The sequence below is a fragment of the Pseudomonas sp. GW821-FHT01D09 genome (assembly GCF_059422465.1).
Genome location: NZ_JBWKWY010000002.1, coordinates 245,540 through 265,084 on the forward strand (window position 1 = coordinate 245,540; position 19,545 = coordinate 265,084).

The window sequence follows — 19,545 nt, forward strand, 5'->3', positions numbered from 1 at the left end:
TGCGGTAACCCTAAAAAAATAAAAGGTACCTTGCGATGCAGAATCAGATTGTCAGTTTTCGTACTGCGCTTGGCGCTAGTCCGATGTCCCGTTACCAGCTTGGTTTGCTCCTTCTTCTGCTTTATTCCGGTCGCGTTATTCATTTTGAAAGTCCGATCCTCTGGAGAGAAACCTACTGAGGAAGGCGTGCTCGCGCCCTTATCGCTGGAATCGACAAAACCCTGCCCCGACTCATACCGTACAACTTGATGTTATTTGGATGAGTATTCCGTGTATTCGCATGTTGTTCGGGGATGCGGCCATTTTTATCGCTTGATCGTCGAGAATAAAAACAATGACCTTCTTTCGTTGTGTATCTGCGCGTCCGCTTACTTTGCTGATAACCCCGTTGTTTTTTACCCTGACGGTGCCTCAGGCCTTTGCGGATTTTATCAGTGACAGTAAAGCCAGCATCGATATGCGTAATTTCTACTTTAACCGCGACTTTCGCCAGCCGACTGCCACACAATCCAAGCAGGAGGAGTGGGCACAGGCATTTACATTGCGCTATGCCTCCGGTTACACCTCGGGCCCGGTGGGTGTGGGGCTCGATATGATTGGCCAGTTGGGCATCAAGCTGGATTCGAGCCCAGATAGAGCCGGCAGTGGACTACTTCCTCGGGGGCGCTCAGCACCGCGTCGAGCGCCTGACGATTTCGGACGCTTAGGGCCCACCATCAAGTTGCGTGCTTCAAACAGTCAATTGAAGGTCGGTACGCTGATTCCCAGGCTTCCCACTGTGCTGGCCAACGACACCCGCCTGATACAGCAGACCTATCGGGGGGCTCATCTGAACAGTTCTGAGATTGATGGACTGACGTTGGATTTTGGCCGCCTGGACAGGGTCAGTCAGCGCGACTCATCGAATGCAGAAAAGATGACCATCACCACGGGAGGAGCCAAGGGGATTGTGGTAGGCAAGAGCAGTGATCGTTTCGACTTTGCAGGGTTGACCTACCAGTGGCAGCCAAGGCTCGCAACGGGGCTGCACTATGGCCGGTTGGAGGGGCTCTATGAGCAGAAGATTATCAATCTGGTGCATACGTTGCCCATTGCCCAGGGCCAGGTCCTGAAAACCGACTTGCGCTATGCTTGGGCCAAGAATGGGACCAACAGCAACGTTGATAACCGGGCTCTGGGTGGGATGTTTACTTATACTTTGGATAGTCATGCATTTACGGTTACCTTCCAGAAAATGAATGGGAAAACGGGGTATCCCTATCTGGGTAATGGCGATCCATTCTTGGTTAACCTCGTGCAAATATCTGAGTTCGCCAACCGTAATGAGCGTTCGATGCAAGCCCGCTACGAGTATGACTTTACCGCCCTGGGGGTTCCTGGCCTGACCTTTATGACTCGTTATGTGAAAGGGGATAGCATTGAGTTGGGGGGCGGTCTTCCCGAGGGTTCGGAGTGGGAGCGCAATACCGACCTGGGTTACGTGATTCAAAGCGGTCCAATGAAAAATGTGGGTATCAAATTGCGCAACGCAACCGTGCGTTCCCGCAATTTTGGTAGCGATATAGATGAGAACCGTTTGATCTTTAACTATACGTTGGCGCTGTGGTGAAACTGATCACGTGAAAACGTGTTGATTTTTTAAAGAGTGAAGACTGCCCCCATGCTGATGAAAACGTGTCGATCAGCAAGCGGGTCGCAACGGATGTCACGAAAACCCATAAACGTCAGCCCACAGCCTGCAACCATTCAAGCAGTTTCATTTCCACGCTACCCGGCTTAGGTGCGGTAGGCGAGAGTAGGCAGTACTGCGAGCCATCTTCAACAAATCCCAATGGCGCGGCTAACACACCGCTTTGGATATCGTCGCGCACCAAGTGCCACGGGCCAATGGCCACTCCAAGGCCTGCAACAGCCGCCTGGATGCTGAAGTAAAAGTGCTCAAATGGTTGCATGTCCATGGCCGGAGTGGGCAGTCCTTTTGCACTGGCCCACTCTTGCCAAGCCGTAGGCCGGCTCGTCGTCTGCAGCAGCGGGGCTGAGGAGAGCAGGGCTTGCCTGCGTTTGCCAAACCACTGCTCGGCCTTTTCCGGCCGGCACACTGGGCCGACCTTCTCTGGGAATAGGGGCTCGGCATGGTAGTCGGCAGGTCGGGGGAAGTCGTCCCGGCGAATGGCCAGGTCGATCCCCTGGTTGAATGAGAAGGGGCCACCGCCGGCAACCAGGTGAATGTCCAGCCCTTGATGATGGGCCTGGAAGTCGCTCCAACGAGGGATCAACCAGCGCATCAGCAGCGTTGGCTCGCAGGACAAGACCAGCTGGCGGGTTCGCCGGGCATCGGTGCGTATCCCGCGCACGGTCTGGTTTATCAAGCCAAGCCCTTCACTGACCGCTTTTGCCAGGCGTCTTCCGGCCTCGGTCAAGAACACCCTTCGGCTGCGCCGCTCGAACAGATCAACGCCCAAATCCTCTTCCAGCAGGCGCACTGCGCGGCTAATGGCACCAGGGGTCAGGTGCAGTTCGTCAGCCGCACGGGCGAAATTTTCGAGGCGTGCGGCTGATTCAAAGCAGCGCAATGCAAGCAGAGACGGCATGCGGCTCTCAGAAATCAGTGAGTTGCAGTCACTATTTCCTTCAGGAATCATCGTTATTACCCAGGCATAAGATCTGTAAATATTGCGTCATACGACCAATAGATCAAAGGGTACAACATGGGCGAATGGATAGCAGTAATCACCATCACACTCCTTGCATGCATCAGTCCGGGGCCAGATTTCGCCATGGTATCGCGCAACGGACTGCTCCTGTCTCGACGGGCAGGGGTGTTCACCGCTGTGGGAATTGGCCTGGGGGTGCTTGTCCACGTGGGCTACACGTTGCTCGGACTCGGGGTGGTGCTGCAACAGACACCTTGGTTGTTCAATGTATTGAAGCTGGCTGGAGCGGCCTATCTCGTCTACTTGGGGATCAAGATGCTTCGCTCCAAGCCGGCCCTTGAACCGTTGGACGCCGCGCCACCGGCTATGTCGGATCTGGCAGCGCTGCGTACGGGGTTTCTGACGAATGCGTTGAATCCGAAAACATCGATCTTCATCGTCAGCCTGTTCATGGGGGTAGTACGAGCAGACACCCCGTTGACCGTGCAAATGGCCTATGGGTTATTTATCGTTGGCGCGCATGTGCTGTGGTTCAGCCTTGTCGCGCTATGTTTCTCGGCCGGGATGGTGCGCGAACGGTTAATGGCCGCGGGACATTGGATTGATCGCATCTTTGGCGGCCTGCTTGTGGGCTTCGGGATCTTACTGACAGTGACCCAGCGTTCCGGTTGAGTTGAATGGAACTTGGGGCTTGAGAAGCGCGGCCATTATTCGCAGCGGTCTGGCCGTTATGCCGTGGCCTGGAGATCGCCGCGATGCACGATATGCACTTTGTTCCCGTCCGGGTCCCGCAGATAGGCGCCATAGTAACCGTCGCCATAATGCGGGCGTGGGCCGGGCTCGCCGTCATTGAGTCCACCCGCCAGCACTCCGGCGGCATAGGCCACATCGACGGCATCGGGTGAGGGGGCAGAGAAAGCCACCATGCTGCCATTGCCCGCTGTGGCGTCCTGGCGGTTGTAAGGGGAGTAGACATAGAAACGTGGCATTGGGCTGCCTGGGGTGATCCAGCAAGCGGAAGAGGGCCCGTCATCCGGGGTCACAGGGCGGCGGCACAGGCCCAGTGGGATCAATACGGCATCGTAGAATGCGGCGGCTTTATCCAGGTCGTTGGTGCCTACGGTGATGTGGCTGAACATGCTGACTCCTTGAGGGCTGTAGGTGCGCGACAGCCAGGGTTTTCAGATGACAGCACCATAGCAGAGCGGGGTTGAACCATCCAGAGTACTAGGCTCATCGCAGCAGCTCCCACATGGATCTTTATTGCAGGTTGTCAGCGGCCTTAAGTGGGGAACTTGGCGGAACACCGTCCAAATTGTATCTCTCGATCTACCTCTAGCTGTACGGGGCGAGGCGTCACAGAACGCTCTACTGTCAGGGCAACAATAATTTGCCCGGATAACGCCCCATGTTGATGTCCACCAGCCTGCTGTCGGCCTTTGCGCTGTTTGCCTTCGTCTCTTCGATTACCCCTGGCCCCAATAACACCATGCTGTTGGCGTCGGGGGTGAACTTCGGTTTTCGCCGTTCGATTCCCCATGCCCTGGGGATCAGCGTGGGCTTTATGGTGTTGGTGATTTCGGTCGGCCTGGGCCTGGGGGAGGTGTTCAAGGCATTGCCTTGGGCGTACACCGCGTTGCGTTATATCGGGGCGGCGTACTTGTTGTACCTGGCGTGGAAGATTGCGACCTCCAGCGCGATGTCAGACGACACGGACGGCAAGCGCAAGCCCATGACCTTTCTCGCCGCCGCGGTGTTCCAGTGGGTCAACCCCAAGGCCTGGGTCATGGCGTTGGGGGCGATCACCACCTATACACCGGCTGAAGGTTACTTCACCAACGTGCTGGTCATCGCCGTAGTGTTTGCCGTGGTCAACCTGCCCAGTGTGTGCGTGTGGGCCGGGTGTGGCACCGGTTTGCGCAATATCCTGCGTGAGCCTCGCTGGTTGAAAATCTTCAACGGGTCGATGGCGGGGCTGTTGGTGCTGTCGTTGTACCCGATGTTTTTTGCCGGCTAAAGAGCCGAGGCCTTTGCGGGCCAGGGCTCAGACCGGTGAGATGGTGGCAAGCAGGCCGATCCCGATGGTCAGTGCCAGAAACCCAAACAGAAAAAGTGCCATCTTAGCCATGGGGCCTCCAAAAGGCAGAAGGGTGGCAGGAGGGTTCCTGCCGATGAGCCATTGTCGGGGTTGTGGGCTGTTCGGTACAGATGCAGCTGATAAAGAAAAAAGCGTATCAGATGCAGCTTGCAGGCTGGTGTGCCGGGGTTTGGGCTGGGGCCTGGAGGTGCTGATCAGACCGTCCGGGCCCCCTTGGGCGTTCTTGGGGCGGGCTCAGCGGCAGGCAGGATGTATTTGAGCCATTCCGTGCGGCGCGGGCCTGGCAGGTCCGGCGTCAGGTCGGCGCCCGTCGCTTCAGCCTCATCGATGGGGTAGCAATTGTCACTGCTGCGCCGGCCATCGGGGTAGACAATAAACCCCCCGCGCCCGCTGTCACAGTCGTGCAGATACACCGGCGACAGTTCTCGCTGCTTATCAATGCGCGCATTCAAATGCATGATATAGGCGCCCATCGCAATCGATACCCCCATAATCACCCCCAGGCATATCACCACCTGCCAGGTGTAACGGGTGCCGCTATCGGAAGGCATTGGCGCCACAGCACGGAGCTGCCTGCTCGATGCCCGTGCCCAGCAGAAACCGGCTGCCTTCCCCCCGATGCCCGCGAGCGGGCAGGACGCTGGCCATCAGGGCGAAGAGCATCAAGGCCAGCAGGACTCTTTTGACCATCGAGTAACGGTTCATGACGGTGATGACCTCTGGATAGGAAGAGGCCAGCTTAGAGAGTGGCGGGTTAACGCGAGGTAAACATCCACGGGAAATCGCGCGACTTCCGTTATCCTTCAACCCTCTGCGCAACACCTGTCCGAGGGGACGTTCCCGTGCATATTCATCTGTTGCTGGTCGAGGACAACCTTGACCTGGCCACGACCATCATCGAATACCTGGAGATCAGCGGCATGGTCTGCGACCACGTCAGCAATGGCCAGGCCGCTCTTAACCTGGCACTCGACCAGCATTACGACGTGATCCTCCTGGACATCATGTTGCCGCGCCTGGACGGCCAGCAAGTGTGCGAACGGTTACGCGCGCAAGGCAGCCAGACGCCGATCCTGATGCTCACTTCACTGGACGCCCTCCCGGACAAGCTCGCCAGCTTTGCAGCAGGCGCCGACGACTATCTGGTCAAGCCCTTCGAGCTGGCCGAACTGGTCGCCAGGATTCGTGCCCTGAGCATGCGCCGCAGCAGCCAGACCAGCCGCCTGCAAGTGGACGACCTGGTGATGGAGCTGACGACCCGCACCGTCAGCCGCGCCGGGCAGGTACTGCATTTGTCGCCCATCTGCTGGACCTTGCTGGAGTACCTGATGCGCGCCAGCCCTGAACCCGTGCCCCGGGAACGCCTGGAAACCACGATCTGGGGCGACGAACCACCGGACAGCAATACCCTCAAGGTCCACATGCATCGGCTGCGCAAGGCGGTCGACAAACCCTTCAACCGGCCGTTGATCCACACCCTTCCTGGGGTCGGTATTCAGGTCAAACCCCATGCGTAACGGCCTGAGCCTGAAGTGGGTGATCAGCGGCAGCTCCTGTTCCTGATTGCCGTGGTGTTACTGATCTACAGCCAGCTGCTGCCGGTATACACCGTGCGCGGCCTGCTCTACACCGCCAGCGCGATGATGGAAGAGGAGGCCCGGTATTTCGTCAGGCACTACGAGAAGGACCCGACCACGCCACCCCCGCACAATTACTTCTTCGAGTCCGTCATCGGCAAGGAAGCCTTGCCGGCCAGTGTGCGTGAGTTGCTCAAGGCACCGCCGAGCATGTCCTTCGGCGCGGTCCAGGTCTTTGGTGATACCGACTCCGATGACGACGACACAGAGGTCCGGGCGGTCCTTTCCCAGCCCCTGGGCGACGGCAAGACCCTGTATATGTATGACATCGACCATGATCACGAAGAGGGTGGCGAGGTCGAGACGCCGCTGTCCGACGCCTACTTTGACCAGGTCCTGCAAGGCGTCGTGTTTATCAGCCTGGCGGTGTTCGTGCCGGCGCTGATCATCATCGCCCTGTTGGTCTGGTGGCTGGTGCGGCCGCTGGGGCGCCTGGCCCAATGGTCCGGCACCCTGAAAAACCCTGATGCCATGGCCTGCAAACGCCCGGATTTCAGCTTCAAGGAGTTCAATACCCTGGCCGACGCCCTGGCCCAGAGTGTTGAGCAAGTGCAGGCCGCCAGCCAGCGCGAAGGGCGCCTGTTGCGCTACACCAGCCATGAACTGCGAACCCCGCTGGCGGTGCTCAAGGCCAATATAGAACTGCTGACCCTGCAGGCCGGCGGTGTCCTGCCACCCGCCCTGCAACGTATTGAGCGCTCGGTGCTGAATATGCAGCTTATCGCCGAGACCTTGCTGTGGATGAGCCGCGAGCGCCCCGAACCGTTGCCGCAGGAAGACATTGACCTGAGCGCGTTGGTGGGCGAGTTGATTGACAAACATCGCTACCTGATCGGCAACCGGGATATCGAGTTGCTTGTCGACATCCACAACGAACCCTGCCGACTCCCCCCCACCGCGTGTCGCATCGTGATCGGCAACTTCCTGCGCAATGCGCTGCAATACGCGGAAGAAGGCCAGGTAGAAATCAGCTTCGACTATCCCCGGTTGGTGATTGCCAATCACGTCCGGGAGGCCAAGCCGCGGGAGGAGTCCAATGATTTCGGTTACGGCCTGGGGCTGCAATTGATGCGTCAGTTATGCGCAAAATTGGGTTGGCAGATTGAGGTGATCCTTGAGCAGCAGCGTTTTACGGTGATTCTTGAGTTCACGAGTTTGCGGGGCGGAACAGGTAGTAAAGTTGTGGGGCGCACAGGTGCGTAACGCTGGGAACCAGGCCATCAATAGATGGGCGGCGCCGATGCGGTCGTGTCACAACGTGCTTGAGGGTAAGTTCTCACAGAGGTAAACCGTGTCATAGGTGTAGGCAACCGTTAATGGGTGCTGGGAGATGCCTTCTGCGACGATGACCTTGGTGGGTGGTTTGACGGAGTGTAGTTTCACGGCACCTTGACATACCGATTCGGCTTTTTGCTGACACGGGGTGGCGTCCGTAGGGATGCTGCTGGAGCAGATCACCGACACCCGTCGCGTGGCGTCTTGGCTTACCGTCTTGGGCGGTTCTTGAGCGCAGCCAGAAAGAGACAACGGTATCGTTGTCAGCAATACGCCCATTCTGGCAACGGTTCTGAAAAAACCAGGCATATTCCTCATGGCCAGCCTCACTGCGTTATCGTCATGCTTGCGATGGCTATGTTGGCCGAACAGGATGTATTGACGGAGGCGGCGCCTGGATCAAGCTTGTATACCCCCGATGGGGGGAGAGCGCGGCGGTAATGGGCGTGAGTGGCAGAAGGGCCCGGGTCGACACTGCTTGGTTTTCGACAACGGTTGTTGCGGAAGGCGGGAGCCTGCACACCACTACGGCACCGACACCGTCCCCCTTTTTCAACTCGCCTTGCAGTGTCACATCAGATCCGCCCTTTGACTCGCAAAAAAGCTTGCGTAACTGACTTTTTTCCTCGGCATCAACCTCGGACGTGGCGTAGATCAACGGTGAAAGTGTTAGACCCAGTGCACCCAGCATCAGCAGGTATGAGGCGTTCATAATCCATTCCTTTGATGAAGTGAGACCTGATGTGAACCTATCACTGACACTCGGCTGTTTTATGACAAAAGCTCGCGTGTCGCTGGCGAGCGGCTGCACGTTGAAGCCGGCAAGTTCGCCGCCGCTGCCTGCGGCGATCCCGGAACTACCAAGCGAGGCGCGAGCATAAACTGGTACGAATTATCGTCATCACCGACGAAGACGACCGAGGCCTAATCCTACTCAAGGCCTGTCAGGCCTATAGGCGCGAAACAACAGTCTGAAAAGAAGTGAGCCGGGCGGATGCGTTAACATCCAGACCGGCTAGCCATTCGGGGCACTAGCCTAGGAAAGTATTAATATAGGTTCGGTAGTACTTACTATTGATCTCAAAGGCTAACTTGACCTTTACTTACCGGCCTCTGCCTATTAGCTTGATCGTGACTTTGTGCAAAAACTTTTGAGGATATGGTAGTTGTGTGGTAAATGGTCACCGTAATAAGAGACCACATCTCCAACGACCATAAATGGTGTAAATCCTTCATAGCCACCTTCTGCGCCTTTATAATTCACATACCCACAGACTCCTTCATAGCTTTTACCGCTAGCGAAGCGCCCCTTGAATTTGTAAATAGTTTCAAATTTCGCGGAGTCAGGGTCTGATATACGTCTGAGCAGCTTCCTTTTTGCATCGGCGATTTCGGTCTTGCTTGCAATAGAGTGCTCGACTGTGGGGGGAGCGGGTGGCGCTGGGGGAGGGAGAAGTCCGCATCCTGTAAGTGCATGTTTAGGACTGAGATAAATCCATAGGGAGCGGTGAGATAAACCTGGGCTAATCCGGGATACGCTGGCCTGGGTTGGGATGGATTGTGAAATAGAGTTGCAGCTAGTGCAATTGGAAGTAGCCCCCGATCAGCTGGTGCTGGCGGGGGCATGTGGCTGGGTTTAGATCGTAGCGGGCTCAAGCATGCTCATCGTCCGGTGGTGGGAATAAGTCTCCCTGGTCACGGGCGATGATTGCCAGTCGCATACGTTTCACCACTGTATATACGTGCTGAACAGAGACGCCGTGCTTCGTCGCCACCTGGTGGTGATTCCGTCCTGTGAAGTCATCGTAGATTTTTTGGTGGAGCTTCGAAGCTTGGATAAAAACGCCCTTCGGGACGTATACCACCTGGCCCCCCCACAAAAATGCGAACAGCGTGGTGATTTCCACGCTCGTCGCTTCGGCCAGTTCGGGGCTGACCCCTAGAGTGTCGCGAATCACTTTGGCAATAGGCTCGACGGCTTCGCTCAAAAGATCACTGCCGCGTAATGTACTCATTGCTGGACTCTCCCCATCCATTGTTTCAGGTTCTCAATGACCCGGCTTGCCTGGGCTGTGGTCAGCCACTGCAGCGCTTCGACACGAGTCATGCTCTGTACGAACTTGGCCAGAGCCGCCTCGGAGGGGTCGCGCACCGCACCCAGGCCGTGCAGCTCCAACCACAGTGATCGGATCTTCTTCGATTGGATGTCGTCGGCCAGAGGCCGCTTCTGCTCTTTGTTTGGACGAGCCTTGAAACCCTTTAGCTTGAGCTGTTCCAAAACCCTGAGCAGGTTTGGAACGCTCAGATCAGCGGTGGACGTTGCGCCGTCCAAAACCTTCATGCCAGCCAGCATCAGGCGATAGGTGTCATCTTCCATGCGTAGCTCACGTCGGGCGACGTGGATCAGCTTGATCAAGCGCAGGCGGTTCGGGTTGGAAGGCGCGGTTTTCACTGGGCACCTCCCTGCGTCGAACGTGCGCTATTGCTCTGCTGGTTTCGGGCAGCGTGAATCTGTTGCCGAGCCTTGCTGCATTTGGTGTGGTTACCGGTGTTTCGGGTGCGCTGGCACTGATCGCAGATCGCCAAGAACTCCAATACACCGGCTGAAAGTTTCCCTGTGCTGGTCGTGGTCATTTCAAAGCCCCATGGTCAAGCGTGCGCGAGGCTGGTGATTCACCGCCTGGTGCAGTTGAGCGGATTTACCAGCCTCATAACCGGCATCACTGGCGCCTTCATTGCGTGCTTTGACCTTGCGGCGCTTGAGTTCGACGCTCTCCAACTCAGGGTGATGTTTCTGCATGAACGCCTCGATTGCCTCCGCAATATTGTCCTCAACTCCCGCGAAAGCCTGGATCTTGCTGTGGACAGCATCCAACCAACCGTTGGCGAACGCGTCACCTCGGGCAACTTTCGTCGAACGCTTGCAGCGCTTCTGAGTGTCCAGAAAGTCACGGCGAGCTTTCTGCAGTTGGCGTCCGAGTACCTGGTACGCATAACCGGCCAGTTCAGGTGCAGCTGAACAGCCAACAAAGATGAAGCGAGCTGCACTCCACCGAGGGTTGGAAATGATGAACCTGCTGCCGAATGCATCTGCGCAGACTTGGGCCAGGCGCACACGCCAAACAGGCGGAGAACCCTCAGAGCCCGCAAGGGTTGTGTGCTCGCTCGCCATGCTGGCGAGTACATCACCCACCTCCAGGTTGTACATTTCCATCAGTTTGTGGGCTTGACGTAATGCGGTCTCCGCCTCGTGGGGGTTGCTGGTTTTGGACTTGGCCATCTCCAGGCATTTCTTGATTTTTTCCAGAGTGCGGTTGTTGTCCATATCACTCTTGCCCCGCGTCTGTGTCGTCGCTGGCGACCTTGGTCATAGTCAGTGGGAACTTGCCAAACAGTTCCAGTGCTGTGGCGCAACCAGCTTTGAAGCCCTTACGCTCTTCACCGATCAGTGAAATTTGCTGTCCATTCTTTCCGCGTAATACCAACTCGGTATCTGAAGGTACCTGCACAATCATCTGCAGTTTCTCAAGGCGGTTGGCATGCCACTGCTGGAGCATTTCGATAATCTCCACGACGTCATGGTCGCAGATGTTTGCTTTGGCCAGATCAGTCATGTCACACCACCGCTAGGTCAAGAGGGATCGCTTTGTAGTTGTCCGAGTCGCCGATCCGTTCATATACACGGATATACACCGCGCTTCCCGTGACAAGAATCGAATCCTTGACCGCCTGCATCGCCGCCTTCCAGTTGTCGTCGTTGATTTCCAGACGAAGCAGGTCGAGCACATCAGAGGTCTTGATCTGGCCGTTACGGTTTGGGCTAAAAGTCCTGTCGACGATAGCCAGCAAATGGCCGTCCGCGCCCTTGCTCCAGGCCCGAATGCAGTCGTAGACCAAGACCTTCGCCACTTCCATTTCCTCGGTGAACGTCAGCCGGTCAGCATATGAGCGCTGCACTTTGAACTGGCCATCGTAGGTCGCGATAGTGACGTTGCCTTTCTTACCCCCCATCTGAACGCCGTAGCGCTCACCGGCAATACTGATCAGATCAGCCACGTCAGTGAGTGATTTTTGCTTGAAGTTCTTCAGAGCCAGGTTCAGCGCCTTCGCCGCTTCAGCCAGTTCGCGGGCGACTTGGTCACGCAGTTTGTCCTGTTCACGCACCTGGTCGACAGGGACCAGATGACCTACGGCATTGCGGACAAAACCTTCTGGGATCTTGATGTCAGACATGGCTGCTCTCCTTTATAAGAGCCTGAAGATGCAAGGTGGCCCATTGGCAGGTTTCATCGGCGCCCGCGCCTTGAGCCTGCACAACGACCCGCTCAACCCCGCCGGTTTTGTCGTAGACGGTGATCATCCAGCCAACGACTCTGTTGAAGCCGATCTCCAGCCATAGGAAGGGCCGCAGGCTCAGCGCGGCGTCGAAGGCCGTCACCAAATCAGCCAACCGGGTGACGTGTTCGCTGCACTCGGCGTGCAGGCAGTTGATGACCTGTTGCAAATGTTGGATAGCGTCCGGGAAGCGGGCTTCAGCAATGGCCGCATGAGCCGCTTCTAACGCCCGAGATGAATTGGGCACCCGCTCAGCATGATCCAGCAGTACCGCCACATGCGTCATGGTTTCCTGCCAGAACAACGTTGGGGTTTCGGACTCAACAGCCGCTCTCAGGGCTTTAATCGAGACATCAAGCGCGTGATTCATTGGTCTTGCTCCTTTACCAAGGAGTACCAAGCCACATCAACACCCCGCACCGTCACGGTGTTACGGGTAAAACGTCCTGCAGGCGTGTAACGCAAGCCGCGCAGTTCGTGCCCAAAACGGCGCAAGAACAGCTCAACGCAGCCCTGCTCAATGAAGATTTTGTTGTCCAGCAGTACCAGGTGCTTTATCTCGATATCGGCGTTGCGAATATCACGGGTCAGTTCGTTGAATGCCAACAACTTCACCGGGAATTCCTCAGCCAGAATGCTGAACCTATGAGCTGTTGGCGGACTTACCAGATACAGAGCGGCCATCTCACACCCCCTTCACAACATCGGCGGTGACTGTCGGCACACCGAGGTGGGTGGCCAAGTTCATCGCGGCGATCATCAAGTTGCCGATGGCCAGCGGATACAGCAGCGAGATTGTTTCGTCTCGACCACCACGGCGGTCGGCCTGCGACAGACGCGCAGCAATGGCCTGGATGCCCCCGGCGTCGATCACCTCGGCCAGCGGCTTACCTGCACGCTCAAAGCGGAACTTCAGAAACTCCTCCAGGCGAGCGCCTTCAACCGGTGGAAGCGTGACGCGCTCGCACCGCTGCACCACCTCGCGCACATCGGCGTTGCGCTCGCTTAACTTCACGCTCAGCTCGGGCTGGCCGATCATGATGATGCTGACCAGCTTGGTGAAACCCACCTCCAGCTCCAGGATGCGCTTGAGGTGCTTAAGCGTCGGGATAGGCAGGCTGTGGGCCTCCTCGATCACCAGGCAGTGGCGATATCCCGCCGCATGGGATTCTTTCAACGCTTTGTGCAGTTGCGCAAAGCGCGCTTCGGGGCTGTTCTTGGGCTTGGTCAGGGGCGAGACCGCCGCCATCATTGACTCCGCAATGTGAGTGCTTTTCAGGGATTTACCCTTGGTATCGTTATCTTCCGAGGCCAATACATAGGGCTCAATGATCAACACAGGATCGTTGTTTTCTGCGATCCGGTTCACCAGGTCACGGCGCAAGGTGCTTTTGCCTGCACCGGATTCCCCCTCAACCGCGATGAAGCCACCGTGTCGGGCGGTCTGGTACATCACCTCGCGAACGTAGCGGATATCCGGGCTGACCCACATGTCCTGGGCGCAGGAAAGCTCATCAAATGGGTCACGGAAAAGGCTGAACGCCTTGCGGGTAGATGGCAGCAAAGTTTGTTTTGGCAGTAACATAGGTTCGTCCTCCCCGGACGGCTCTTTTTTAAGGGCCGGATCTGTCGTGTTGGCGCACGGCAGATCCACTTCTTCAAAAGCGTTGGCGATATCGGCATCGTTGGCGCCGGATTCGGTCAGGAACACACGGATGCGCCCCTGCAGTTCTTCGTTATCCAGGCTGCGTGGCCACTGGCCGTGGTTCAGCAGCTGGGCGATGGCGGCCTCGCTGAGCTTCAGCGACTCGGCCAGGGCCGATTGAGGTCGGCCGACCCCCTGTAAAACGTGCTTAAGTTTCAACATCACTCACCTCCAACCGCAGCCCGAACTAGGCTTAGCGGTTTGCGCATGACCTCTACAGGTCGTTTCAGCTCGGCCTCGATGGTGTCGAGCTGCTCCTGGGCGATGCCCTCCGGGTATTGCTGCTGCAGCCAGTTGAATGTCTCGGCTGACCAGAGATTGGCCATCCTCGGGCGCAGTAATTTCGCAGCCTCTACATGCGACAAAAGTGCATGCTCGACAGTAGGGACGTTGACATTCAGGGACGTGCCACGACGCGGCAGGTAGGCTGGCAGCACGGTGTCAGTAACGTGTTTGTGCGGGTCAATGAGTCCACCGAATGGCAGGGTCTTGGCCTTGCGGGCAGCCTGGGCGTCGGCCTCGTTGGTAGTACCGGTAGCGATCTGCTCCAGCAGCTTGCGCGAGGTTTGAGCAGGTGTTTCCGCATGGCGTTTGTATTGTTCTCCGATGGTCGCTGCCGTCTGAGCGAAACCGAATTGATCCATGCCAATCCGATCAACGACGTGGTAATGCTCGCGACCGTCGGCGCCGATCATCACAACGATGGCTGAGTCCTTGTCGCGCCAGCAGTTACGGGTGATCAGTAGCTTGTCGCCTACCATCACGTCCTGTACCGAGCTGACATCGAACTGGTCGCCTCGGAACGAAACCCGTAACAGGTTGCTGACCTTGCGTTGCTCCGGCGTGCTGACCGCCAGTTCCCGGCAGACCTCAACGCTGGGAGCCAGGCGCAATTCGTCCTGCTTGATCATCTGCCACACGCCATAGCGGCTACGGCGGGTACGGGTGTGAATAGACGTTGCGTTGAAGTAACGCATCCACTGGCCTGCCCAGCTGTTGATCTGCTCTAGGCTGGTCGCGGCTTGAAACTTCAGGGCACTCTCAAATTCGCGCTCGACGATGTTGTGAGCCTGTTCAACCTGGCCCTTGGCCCGAGCATTACCGACCTGGTTGATGATCAACTCAATGGACATGGCACGGCATAGGTTGCGGAAAATCCCGCTGGTCATGGCGGCGCCGGGGTCGGTCATCAGTATCCAGGGCACGCCGTGGAATGGGTCTGACTCGCTGCGTTTCTGCATGGCGTTGATCAGCACGTTGCACAGGTTCTCAGCCGACTCCGCCCCCAGCACGTACTCGACATACAACGTGCCGCTGGTGTGGTCGGTGATCACGTAACGCCAAAGACGTTGGCGCTCGATCTTCTTCAGATTGCCCGGTTTGCCATCATAGAATTCTGCCTTGAGCATCACCCGTGCTCCGTCGTCCGCCAGGTAGAACTGCGTCGAGATTGACGCGTCGACCTGCCAGACGTGATTGGGGTGCTTGCTGGCCAGCGACACGGCGGGTGCATCGTGCAGCAGCTGCTCCGGGTGCAGCTTGTAAGTGCGTAGGGCGCGGCTGATGGCGCTATTGGTCAGCGGGCGAAACGCTCCCGAGCCCTCATCCACGCGGCCCGCAAGGATCAAGTTGTTGCTGCGCAAGCGCTCAACAGCTCGCTCTATGGTGGACAGCTGCTTGTTGTTGGCCCGGATGGACTCCAGCAACACGGCTGAAATCATGCGAGCCTCATCCAAGGGCAAGGCGCTATTGCCTGCATCGCTGCGACGTTTACGGGGTTTGCTCACCGCAACCTCCTTGAGCTTGCGCTGCAGGGTTTGAAGGGAAACACCCAGCTCGGCTGCACCGGCCTTGTAAATGGCGGTGCGCTGACCATGCGGGGCATTGGCTGCCCGTTGGGCGATCTGAGCCAGTTGCTGGGTCTGTACCGGGTTCATGGGTTACGCCTCTACCTGGTCCATCCACACAGGGTTGGCGCCCTGGTGATGGGGCAGATGAAACTCGCTGCGTACTGTGGCCAGGGTTGTTTCCAGCTGCAGGATCAAGTCGGCCTGATAGGCGCGATGGTCCTGGCCATTGTCGGTGGCGTGTTCCGCCATTTTGGAAAACCCTTCGCGCAGCTCGCCCAGGATCTTGGCCTCCACTTCAAATTGAAGGGCGACTAACTCGGTGCGCAGTTCTTTGATGACCTCGTCCGGCGTTGCGGTCTGGATGCGTTTGCGGTGTTTCTCCAGCTCCTGCTTGGTGCTGTCCAATTCTTTTGCTTTCTTCGCCATGACTTCGCCCTGGGCGTCGTAGTCGGCGTTGATCTCGTCCAAGCGCTGGGTGAGTTCGGCTTTTTCCTTGGCGTGCTTGGCAATTATTTCTTCTGCCAGGTCAACAAAGGCATCCTTGTCACCGGCCTTGGCAACTTCAATCAGGGCTGCTTGGGCGTCTTCAGGCAGGCGCCGGTACTGACGCATTTCGCGGTAGCCGATGCCCATGCGGGACATGGACTCAAGGGCGTCCTCGCCAAACTGGCGCAGGTTGTTTATGTCTTCGTTTACCTTGGGTGCAGAAGTGCCGAGCAGGCTGCAAAACTCCTCCCAAGTGCCGCTCAAACCGCGACCGTCGCGGTCGTGCATCCCCGCCAAGCCCCGGTACAGCTTGTGTTCTTTCACATAGGCCATCTTGGAAACCGCGACCGTCGCGGTGAACTTGCCGATGGAGTCGGCCATTTGGGCCTGGCCGAGCAGCTGATTGACGATGTCCCGCTCCTCACTGTGTGAGGTCATTGCGGTGGCCATCGAGTTTTGAGTGGCGGTGAGCATTTCGCCATCCAACGCAGGCAATTCAATGGGGTCAGCAATTTGGTTTTTTGCACGTGCCATGGTTGTCTCCTTAGTTTATCGAGCCAGCGGCAATGCGCTGATTGATTTCTTGCATCCGTTGGGTCAGCCGCGCCATATGCTCGGCGTGTGCCTGGGCGATTTGCAGCATTGCCACCGAATGGGCAAACCGCCCGTTGTCTAGCTTCACCGCCAACCCTTCTTCAATCAGGGTCTGCATCGCACGGGTGATGTTGCTCGGGCTGTCCTTGGTCAGCTGGGCCAACTCGGTATTGCTGAGGCCGGTGACGGTGTGGCCCTTCAGCGCTTTCAGCACGCCCAGCACACGGGCTGCTCCTGAGGCAGTGCGGCTCATGGCCGTCCCTCCAGTTCAAGTTGTGGGTGTTGGGTTTGGCTGACGTTGCCCCGGTGCCAGGCGAGCCCTTCCATAGCTTCCTGAATGGCGGCTAAGGTCTCGTCGGCTTCGCTATTCTTGGCGTAGAAAGCCAGCAGCTTCCCTGCAGCGGTTGTCAGCAGTTCCTGTAAAACCTGGGTGTCCTGGGCGTTGCAGTTACGCCCGGTGGGCATATCAATAGTCAGGCGACCTGCGCTGGCAGCGATCCAGCGAGTGACGTAATCGCAGTTACACACTCGCTCGTAAGGGCGAATCAAGTTGGCGGGCATGCGGCCAGTTTGTAACCATTTATAAAGCGCCCAGTGATCAGGGAGCCCCATTTCATCCGCGATGCGCTGCACACTTTTATTGTGAGCGTCGATTGCAAAATCCTTGCACAGCTCTAGAGCGTGGCGCAGCGATGTCGGGCGAACGTTCTTCCAGCGGCGACGATTCATTGGAAACCCTCCTGCAAACGGCCTTCCAAACAAATGCTTTTTTTGCAGCTAGCCAAACGGGTTGCGCCAGCTGCAAAGTTTTGCGGTACATTCGCAAACTGAGACATGGCTATGACCGACCGTATTGAGGCGCTTGAAGCGCAAGTGAATGCTTTGGCGCAGGGCTGGTTACGCCTTGCGGCAGTTTTTGAAGTTGAAGGTCTTGTGACCGCTGAGTGCCTTGAGAAGGCGCTGAGGCCGATTCGTTGGCCAGGCCAATCAATTGAGGCTGAAGCGACGAAGACGCTTGGCTGGCTGTGCGATCAATTGGCTGAAGCCCGCATGGCTCGCCAATCGACAACGCGGCAAGCCGGAAGCCGAAGCGGTCGACACCCATCTGCACGACAGCCATTACGCTGCCAACGCCGATGAAGGTTTAAGCCCCAGTTTCACCGCAATATCGTGAGCCTTGCCGTAATGGGCTTTGGCTTGGCCATTGAGTACGCGGTACACCTCGTTACGGGTGTAGCCGTTCTCGGTAGCCCATTCAGTGATGGTTTTGCCAACCCGACGGAAGTTTTCTTTCACCTGGTCGGCGGATAGGGCTTTGGCATGGGTGGCCATGGTGGTGGCTCCTGTGATGCAAAGATGATTAGTGTTTGTGTGGATTATTTTGGTGGGATATATACACCGTGTCAACTGATTTAGTGGAATATATACACGTTCGTTTGCGCGAAGAAATCGACCGCTGCGGTATGTCGCTGGCTGCGGCTTCTCGTGCCGCGCACGAGTCGAGCCCGCAGCGGCTCAAGGATGTCGTGTCAGGAAGGCAGAAGTGCCCGGCTGACCTCGTAGCCAGACTGATGGTTATAGGGGTGGACGCGATGTACGTACTCACGGGAGAACGCCCTCAACATGTGCCAAACAAACTGGCGCCTGATGAAGAGGTGCTGATTGACGGTTACCGCACGCTCGATACGTCAAGTAAAAAGCGTGCGCTTGCTTCCATGCTTATGGGCACAAGCACTGCTGAGCAGACATCGCACACAAGTACACAAACCGTTTCCGGGTCTGGTCACCGAGTAGCAGGGCGAGATTTCAATACCAAGGAGTGATAGCGGAAATGGGTATCAACGGGGACAACAATCGTGTAGCGGGACGCGACTATTACGAACACAACACCATTTTGAAATTGTCGTCTGAGCAGCTTAGGCAGGTTGCCATCAAACCATGTGCCCGGTGCGAAGATAGGGTCGTCAGCGCTGATGTCACCATCTGCAACCATTGCCGCTATGAACTTAAGACTCAGGCACGAAATGAGCGTCTGTTGCGCTTTGGCTTCATGATTATGCTCGTTTGGGGAGCGTTGCTGCAGTTGCTGAATAGCCGCTCTCCAGATATCCCCCCCGTGAGCTTTTTTGAACTCGGAGCTATCTCAACAATGCTTGTTTTACTCGGAGCGGCGCTTTGGAATGGATTTCGGCAATGGTGGATACTTAACGGCTCTGTAGTGCTATCCCTTGTTGGCAAGCTCCTCATTAGATTGATAAGAGGGAACAAGTAATGAGTAGACGCACCGGAAGACACCTTATTGCTGTGATTGCTTTCGCACTGTCTTCAGTTGCACATGGTCTGCCGTTTACGGAGCCAAGCCCAGATGCGTTCAAACGCGCAACAAAACAAATGATTGCACTGGATAAAGCAATGGCCGACGGGGTTACGATACTAGAAGCAGGCGATTTGAAAGAGGTGGGAAAGCATAGCCGGCACTTCACATCACTTGTAGTCTTGGGGAAGGCTTCGTTTGGATCATCAGTTCTTGACCCTTTAGGGCACTGTAGCGCAGCTGGTGTTTATGCCCAAAGCTGGTGGCGAGCGAAAGTTAGTGTTGCGGGTCGAGGCGATTTCGAGTCCGCTCCAGACTCCTTGTCGGCGGCCTTGGAGCAGTTCCAAGCACACCGTACCGAGTGCCTAAAAGAAGCCCAGCCAGCTGCCTCCGCCAAATCAGTAAAAAACAATAAAGATTCAGAATGCCTAACAGTTTTTGGTGTTGATCCACAGACGAAAGAAGTGGTCGCAAAGCCGAAACCAGTTTATTGCGAGAGCTAACGGAAGTAATCTTCTTAATTCACGCAGTCACTTTTTGAACGCTATTCTTCCCAATGGGCGTAGCACACGTTAGTATTTGGAACTAGAAATGAAC

General features: G+C 56.8%; 25 protein-coding genes and 1 pseudogene. 9 read left to right on the forward strand and 17 right to left on the reverse strand.

Going from position 1 to position 19,545, the window contains the following annotated elements:
• The first annotated feature begins 334 nt into the window (after positions 1 to 334).
• Positions 335 to 1,609 carry an OprD family porin gene (locus AC07W7_RS03905; RefSeq protein WP_076964664.1) on the forward strand — a complete coding sequence of 425 codons (1,275 nt, stop codon included), beginning with the start codon at positions 335 to 337 and terminating at the stop codon, positions 1,607 to 1,609.
• A 115-nt stretch (positions 1,610 to 1,724) separates the two neighbouring features.
• On the opposite strand, the gene AC07W7_RS03910 is transcribed toward AC07W7_RS03905, so the two are convergent.
• The gene (locus AC07W7_RS03910; protein ID WP_099169948.1) at positions 1,725 to 2,642 is read right to left on the reverse strand and encodes a LysR family transcriptional regulator; all 918 of its coding nucleotides are present in this window, start codon (positions 2,640 to 2,642) and stop codon (positions 1,725 to 1,727) included.
• Positions 2,643 to 2,708: 66 nt separating this feature from the next.
• Here AC07W7_RS03910 and AC07W7_RS03915 point away from each other — a divergent pair, with 66 nt between their 5' ends.
• On the forward strand, positions 2,709 to 3,326 hold the full coding sequence (locus AC07W7_RS03915) for a LysE family translocator (RefSeq protein ID WP_495038763.1): 618 nt from the start codon (positions 2,709 to 2,711) through the stop codon (positions 3,324 to 3,326).
• A gap of 56 nt (positions 3,327 to 3,382) precedes the next feature.
• Here AC07W7_RS03915 and AC07W7_RS03920 read toward each other — a convergent pair whose 3' ends face one another.
• Positions 3,383 to 3,793 carry a VOC family protein gene (locus tag AC07W7_RS03920; RefSeq protein WP_099169946.1) on the reverse strand — a complete coding sequence of 137 codons (411 nt, stop codon included), beginning with the start codon at positions 3,791 to 3,793 and terminating at the stop codon, positions 3,383 to 3,385.
• 269 nt (positions 3,794 to 4,062) lie between these two features.
• Between AC07W7_RS03920 and AC07W7_RS03925 the strand changes: the two genes are divergently transcribed.
• Positions 4,063 to 4,671 carry a LysE family translocator gene (locus AC07W7_RS03925; RefSeq protein WP_076964668.1) on the forward strand — a complete coding sequence of 203 codons (609 nt, stop codon included), beginning with the start codon at positions 4,063 to 4,065 and terminating at the stop codon, positions 4,669 to 4,671.
• Between the two features lie 275 nt (positions 4,672 to 4,946).
• On the opposite strand, the gene AC07W7_RS03930 is transcribed toward AC07W7_RS03925, so the two are convergent.
• Entirely contained in the window at positions 4,947 to 5,303 is a 357-nt protein-coding gene (locus AC07W7_RS03930; protein ID WP_232243949.1) for a hypothetical protein, read from the reverse strand.
• On the reverse strand, positions 5,290 to 5,457 hold the full coding sequence (locus AC07W7_RS03935; RefSeq protein WP_495038764.1) for a hypothetical protein: 168 nt from the start codon (positions 5,455 to 5,457) through the stop codon (positions 5,290 to 5,292). Before AC07W7_RS03935 ends, AC07W7_RS03930 begins: the two co-directional genes overlap by 14 nt.
• Positions 5,458 to 5,594: 137 nt before the next feature.
• On the opposite strand from AC07W7_RS03935, the gene AC07W7_RS03940 reads away from it, so the two are divergent.
• A complete protein-coding gene (locus AC07W7_RS03940) occupies positions 5,595 to 6,269 on the forward strand; it encodes a response regulator transcription factor (RefSeq protein ID WP_495038765.1) in 675 nt (224 codons plus the stop codon).
• A pseudogene (locus AC07W7_RS03945) lies at positions 6,262 to 7,592 on the forward strand (sensor histidine kinase). Before AC07W7_RS03940 ends, AC07W7_RS03945 begins: the two are co-directional and overlap by 8 nt.
• 1,724 nt (positions 7,593 to 9,316) lie before the next feature.
• Here AC07W7_RS03945 and AC07W7_RS03950 read toward each other — a convergent pair.
• From AC07W7_RS03950 to AC07W7_RS04005, 12 genes are all read right to left on the reverse strand, one after another.
• Entirely contained in the window at positions 9,317 to 9,679 is a 363-nt protein-coding gene (locus tag AC07W7_RS03950; protein ID WP_083266235.1) for a Mor transcription activator family protein, read from the reverse strand.
• Positions 9,676 to 10,116: a gp16 family protein gene (locus AC07W7_RS03955; RefSeq protein ID WP_236310332.1), complete on the reverse strand. Its 441-nt coding sequence runs from the start codon at positions 10,114 to 10,116 to the stop codon at positions 9,676 to 9,678. Before AC07W7_RS03955 ends, AC07W7_RS03950 begins: the two co-directional genes overlap by 4 nt.
• Before the next feature lie 183 nt (positions 10,117 to 10,299).
• Positions 10,300 to 10,989, reverse strand: a complete 690-nt coding sequence (locus AC07W7_RS03960) for a DUF2786 domain-containing protein (protein ID WP_495038766.1) — start codon at positions 10,987 to 10,989, stop codon at positions 10,300 to 10,302.
• A gap of 1 nt (position 10,990) precedes the next feature.
• Positions 10,991 to 11,278, reverse strand: coding sequence for a hypothetical protein (locus tag AC07W7_RS03965; protein ID WP_495038767.1), 288 nt, complete (start codon positions 11,276 to 11,278; stop codon positions 10,991 to 10,993).
• A gap of 1 nt (position 11,279) precedes the next feature.
• Positions 11,280 to 11,897 (reverse strand): DUF3164 family protein, encoded by a 618-nt coding sequence (locus tag AC07W7_RS03970; RefSeq protein WP_495038768.1) that lies wholly within the window; start codon positions 11,895 to 11,897, stop codon positions 11,280 to 11,282.
• Positions 11,890 to 12,369 carry a hypothetical protein gene (locus AC07W7_RS03975; protein ID WP_236310172.1) on the reverse strand — a complete coding sequence of 160 codons (480 nt, stop codon included), beginning with the start codon at positions 12,367 to 12,369 and terminating at the stop codon, positions 11,890 to 11,892. The genes AC07W7_RS03970 and AC07W7_RS03975 overlap by 8 nt, the downstream gene beginning before the upstream one ends.
• A complete protein-coding gene (locus AC07W7_RS03980; protein ID WP_236310171.1) occupies positions 12,366 to 12,683 on the reverse strand; it encodes a hypothetical protein in 318 nt (105 codons plus the stop codon). Before AC07W7_RS03980 ends, AC07W7_RS03975 begins: the two co-directional genes overlap by 4 nt.
• A 1-nt stretch (position 12,684) precedes the next feature.
• Positions 12,685 to 13,710 carry an ExeA family protein gene (locus tag AC07W7_RS03985; RefSeq protein WP_495038769.1) on the reverse strand — a complete coding sequence of 342 codons (1,026 nt, stop codon included), beginning with the start codon at positions 13,708 to 13,710 and terminating at the stop codon, positions 12,685 to 12,687.
• Positions 13,711 to 13,865: 155 nt separating this feature from the next.
• Positions 13,866 to 15,641, reverse strand: a complete 1,776-nt coding sequence (locus tag AC07W7_RS03990) for a TnsB C-terminal domain-containing protein (RefSeq protein WP_495038770.1) — start codon at positions 15,639 to 15,641, stop codon at positions 13,866 to 13,868.
• A 3-nt stretch (positions 15,642 to 15,644) separates the two neighbouring features.
• Complete coding sequence (locus tag AC07W7_RS03995; RefSeq protein WP_495038771.1) at positions 15,645 to 16,574, reverse strand: hypothetical protein; 930 nt, start codon at positions 16,572 to 16,574, stop codon at positions 15,645 to 15,647.
• A gap of 10 nt (positions 16,575 to 16,584) precedes the next feature.
• On the reverse strand, positions 16,585 to 16,887 hold the full coding sequence (locus AC07W7_RS04000) for a helix-turn-helix domain-containing protein (RefSeq protein ID WP_495038772.1): 303 nt from the start codon (positions 16,885 to 16,887) through the stop codon (positions 16,585 to 16,587).
• On the reverse strand, positions 16,884 to 17,363 hold the full coding sequence (locus AC07W7_RS04005) for a hypothetical protein (protein ID WP_457231248.1): 480 nt from the start codon (positions 17,361 to 17,363) through the stop codon (positions 16,884 to 16,886). Before AC07W7_RS04005 ends, AC07W7_RS04000 begins: the two co-directional genes overlap by 4 nt.
• A gap of 111 nt (positions 17,364 to 17,474) precedes the next feature.
• Between AC07W7_RS04005 and AC07W7_RS04010 the strand changes: the two genes are divergently transcribed.
• A complete protein-coding gene (locus tag AC07W7_RS04010; protein WP_495038773.1) occupies positions 17,475 to 17,774 on the forward strand; it encodes a hypothetical protein in 300 nt (99 codons plus the stop codon).
• On the opposite strand, the gene AC07W7_RS04015 is transcribed toward AC07W7_RS04010, so the two are convergent.
• Positions 17,754 to 17,966: a DNA-binding protein gene (locus AC07W7_RS04015; protein WP_005789410.1), complete on the reverse strand. Its 213-nt coding sequence runs from the start codon at positions 17,964 to 17,966 to the stop codon at positions 17,754 to 17,756. The genes AC07W7_RS04010 and AC07W7_RS04015 overlap by 21 nt on opposite strands.
• 68 nt (positions 17,967 to 18,034) lie before the next feature.
• Between AC07W7_RS04015 and AC07W7_RS04020 the strand changes: the two genes are divergently transcribed.
• The 3 genes from AC07W7_RS04020 to AC07W7_RS04030 are packed head-to-tail and all read left to right on the forward strand — an operon-like array spanning position 18,035 to position 19,451.
• The gene (locus tag AC07W7_RS04020; protein ID WP_495038774.1) at positions 18,035 to 18,457 is read left to right on the forward strand and encodes a hypothetical protein; all 423 of its coding nucleotides are present in this window, start codon (positions 18,035 to 18,037) and stop codon (positions 18,455 to 18,457) included.
• An 8-nt stretch (positions 18,458 to 18,465) separates the two neighbouring features.
• The gene (locus AC07W7_RS04025; protein ID WP_495038775.1) at positions 18,466 to 18,906 is read left to right on the forward strand and encodes a hypothetical protein; all 441 of its coding nucleotides are present in this window, start codon (positions 18,466 to 18,468) and stop codon (positions 18,904 to 18,906) included.
• Positions 18,906 to 19,451 carry a hypothetical protein gene (locus tag AC07W7_RS04030; RefSeq protein ID WP_495038776.1) on the forward strand — a complete coding sequence of 182 codons (546 nt, stop codon included), beginning with the start codon at positions 18,906 to 18,908 and terminating at the stop codon, positions 19,449 to 19,451. The genes AC07W7_RS04025 and AC07W7_RS04030 overlap by 1 nt, the downstream gene beginning before the upstream one ends.
• Positions 19,452 to 19,545 lie beyond the last annotated feature (94 nt).

Bases quoted from the DNA above. Each gene is read 5' to 3' on its own strand.
- AC07W7_RS03905 (WP_076964664.1), top strand. From the start codon at position 335: ATGACCTTCTTTCGTTGTGTATCTGCGCGTCCGCTTACTTTGCTGATA.
- AC07W7_RS03910 (WP_099169948.1), bottom strand. From the start codon at position 2,642: ATGATTCCTGAAGGAAATAGTGACTGCAACTCACTGATTTCTGAGAGC.
- AC07W7_RS03915 (WP_495038763.1), top strand. From the start codon at position 2,709: ATGGGCGAATGGATAGCAGTAATCACCATCACACTCCTTGCATGCATC.
- AC07W7_RS03920 (WP_099169946.1), bottom strand. From the start codon at position 3,793: ATGTTCAGCCACATCACCGTAGGCACCAACGACCTGGATAAAGCCGCC.
- AC07W7_RS03925 (WP_076964668.1), top strand. From the start codon at position 4,063: ATGTTGATGTCCACCAGCCTGCTGTCGGCCTTTGCGCTGTTTGCCTTC.
- AC07W7_RS03930 (WP_232243949.1), bottom strand. From the start codon at position 5,303: ATGCCTTCCGATAGCGGCACCCGTTACACCTGGCAGGTGGTGATATGC.
- AC07W7_RS03935 (WP_495038764.1), bottom strand. From the start codon at position 5,457: ATGAACCGTTACTCGATGGTCAAAAGAGTCCTGCTGGCCTTGATGCTC.
- AC07W7_RS03950 (WP_083266235.1), bottom strand. From the start codon at position 9,679: ATGAGTACATTACGCGGCAGTGATCTTTTGAGCGAAGCCGTCGAGCCT.
- AC07W7_RS03960 (WP_495038766.1), bottom strand. From the start codon at position 10,989: ATGGACAACAACCGCACTCTGGAAAAAATCAAGAAATGCCTGGAGATG.
- AC07W7_RS03965 (WP_495038767.1), bottom strand. From the start codon at position 11,278: ATGACTGATCTGGCCAAAGCAAACATCTGCGACCATGACGTCGTGGAG.
- AC07W7_RS03970 (WP_495038768.1), bottom strand. From the start codon at position 11,897: ATGTCTGACATCAAGATCCCAGAAGGTTTTGTCCGCAATGCCGTAGGT.
- AC07W7_RS03975 (WP_236310172.1), bottom strand. From the start codon at position 12,369: ATGAATCACGCGCTTGATGTCTCGATTAAAGCCCTGAGAGCGGCTGTT.
- AC07W7_RS03980 (WP_236310171.1), bottom strand. From the start codon at position 12,683: ATGGCCGCTCTGTATCTGGTAAGTCCGCCAACAGCTCATAGGTTCAGC.
- AC07W7_RS03990 (WP_495038770.1), bottom strand. From the start codon at position 15,641: ATGAACCCGGTACAGACCCAGCAACTGGCTCAGATCGCCCAACGGGCA.
- AC07W7_RS03995 (WP_495038771.1), bottom strand. From the start codon at position 16,574: ATGGCACGTGCAAAAAACCAAATTGCTGACCCCATTGAATTGCCTGCG.
- AC07W7_RS04000 (WP_495038772.1), bottom strand. From the start codon at position 16,887: ATGAGCCGCACTGCCTCAGGAGCAGCCCGTGTGCTGGGCGTGCTGAAA.
- AC07W7_RS04005 (WP_457231248.1), bottom strand. From the start codon at position 17,363: ATGAATCGTCGCCGCTGGAAGAACGTTCGCCCGACATCGCTGCGCCAC.
- AC07W7_RS04010 (WP_495038773.1), top strand. From the start codon at position 17,475: ATGACCGACCGTATTGAGGCGCTTGAAGCGCAAGTGAATGCTTTGGCG.
- AC07W7_RS04015 (WP_005789410.1), bottom strand. From the start codon at position 17,966: ATGGCCACCCATGCCAAAGCCCTATCCGCCGACCAGGTGAAAGAAAAC.
- AC07W7_RS04025 (WP_495038775.1), top strand. From the start codon at position 18,466: ATGGGTATCAACGGGGACAACAATCGTGTAGCGGGACGCGACTATTAC.
- AC07W7_RS04030 (WP_495038776.1), top strand. From the start codon at position 18,906: ATGAGTAGACGCACCGGAAGACACCTTATTGCTGTGATTGCTTTCGCA.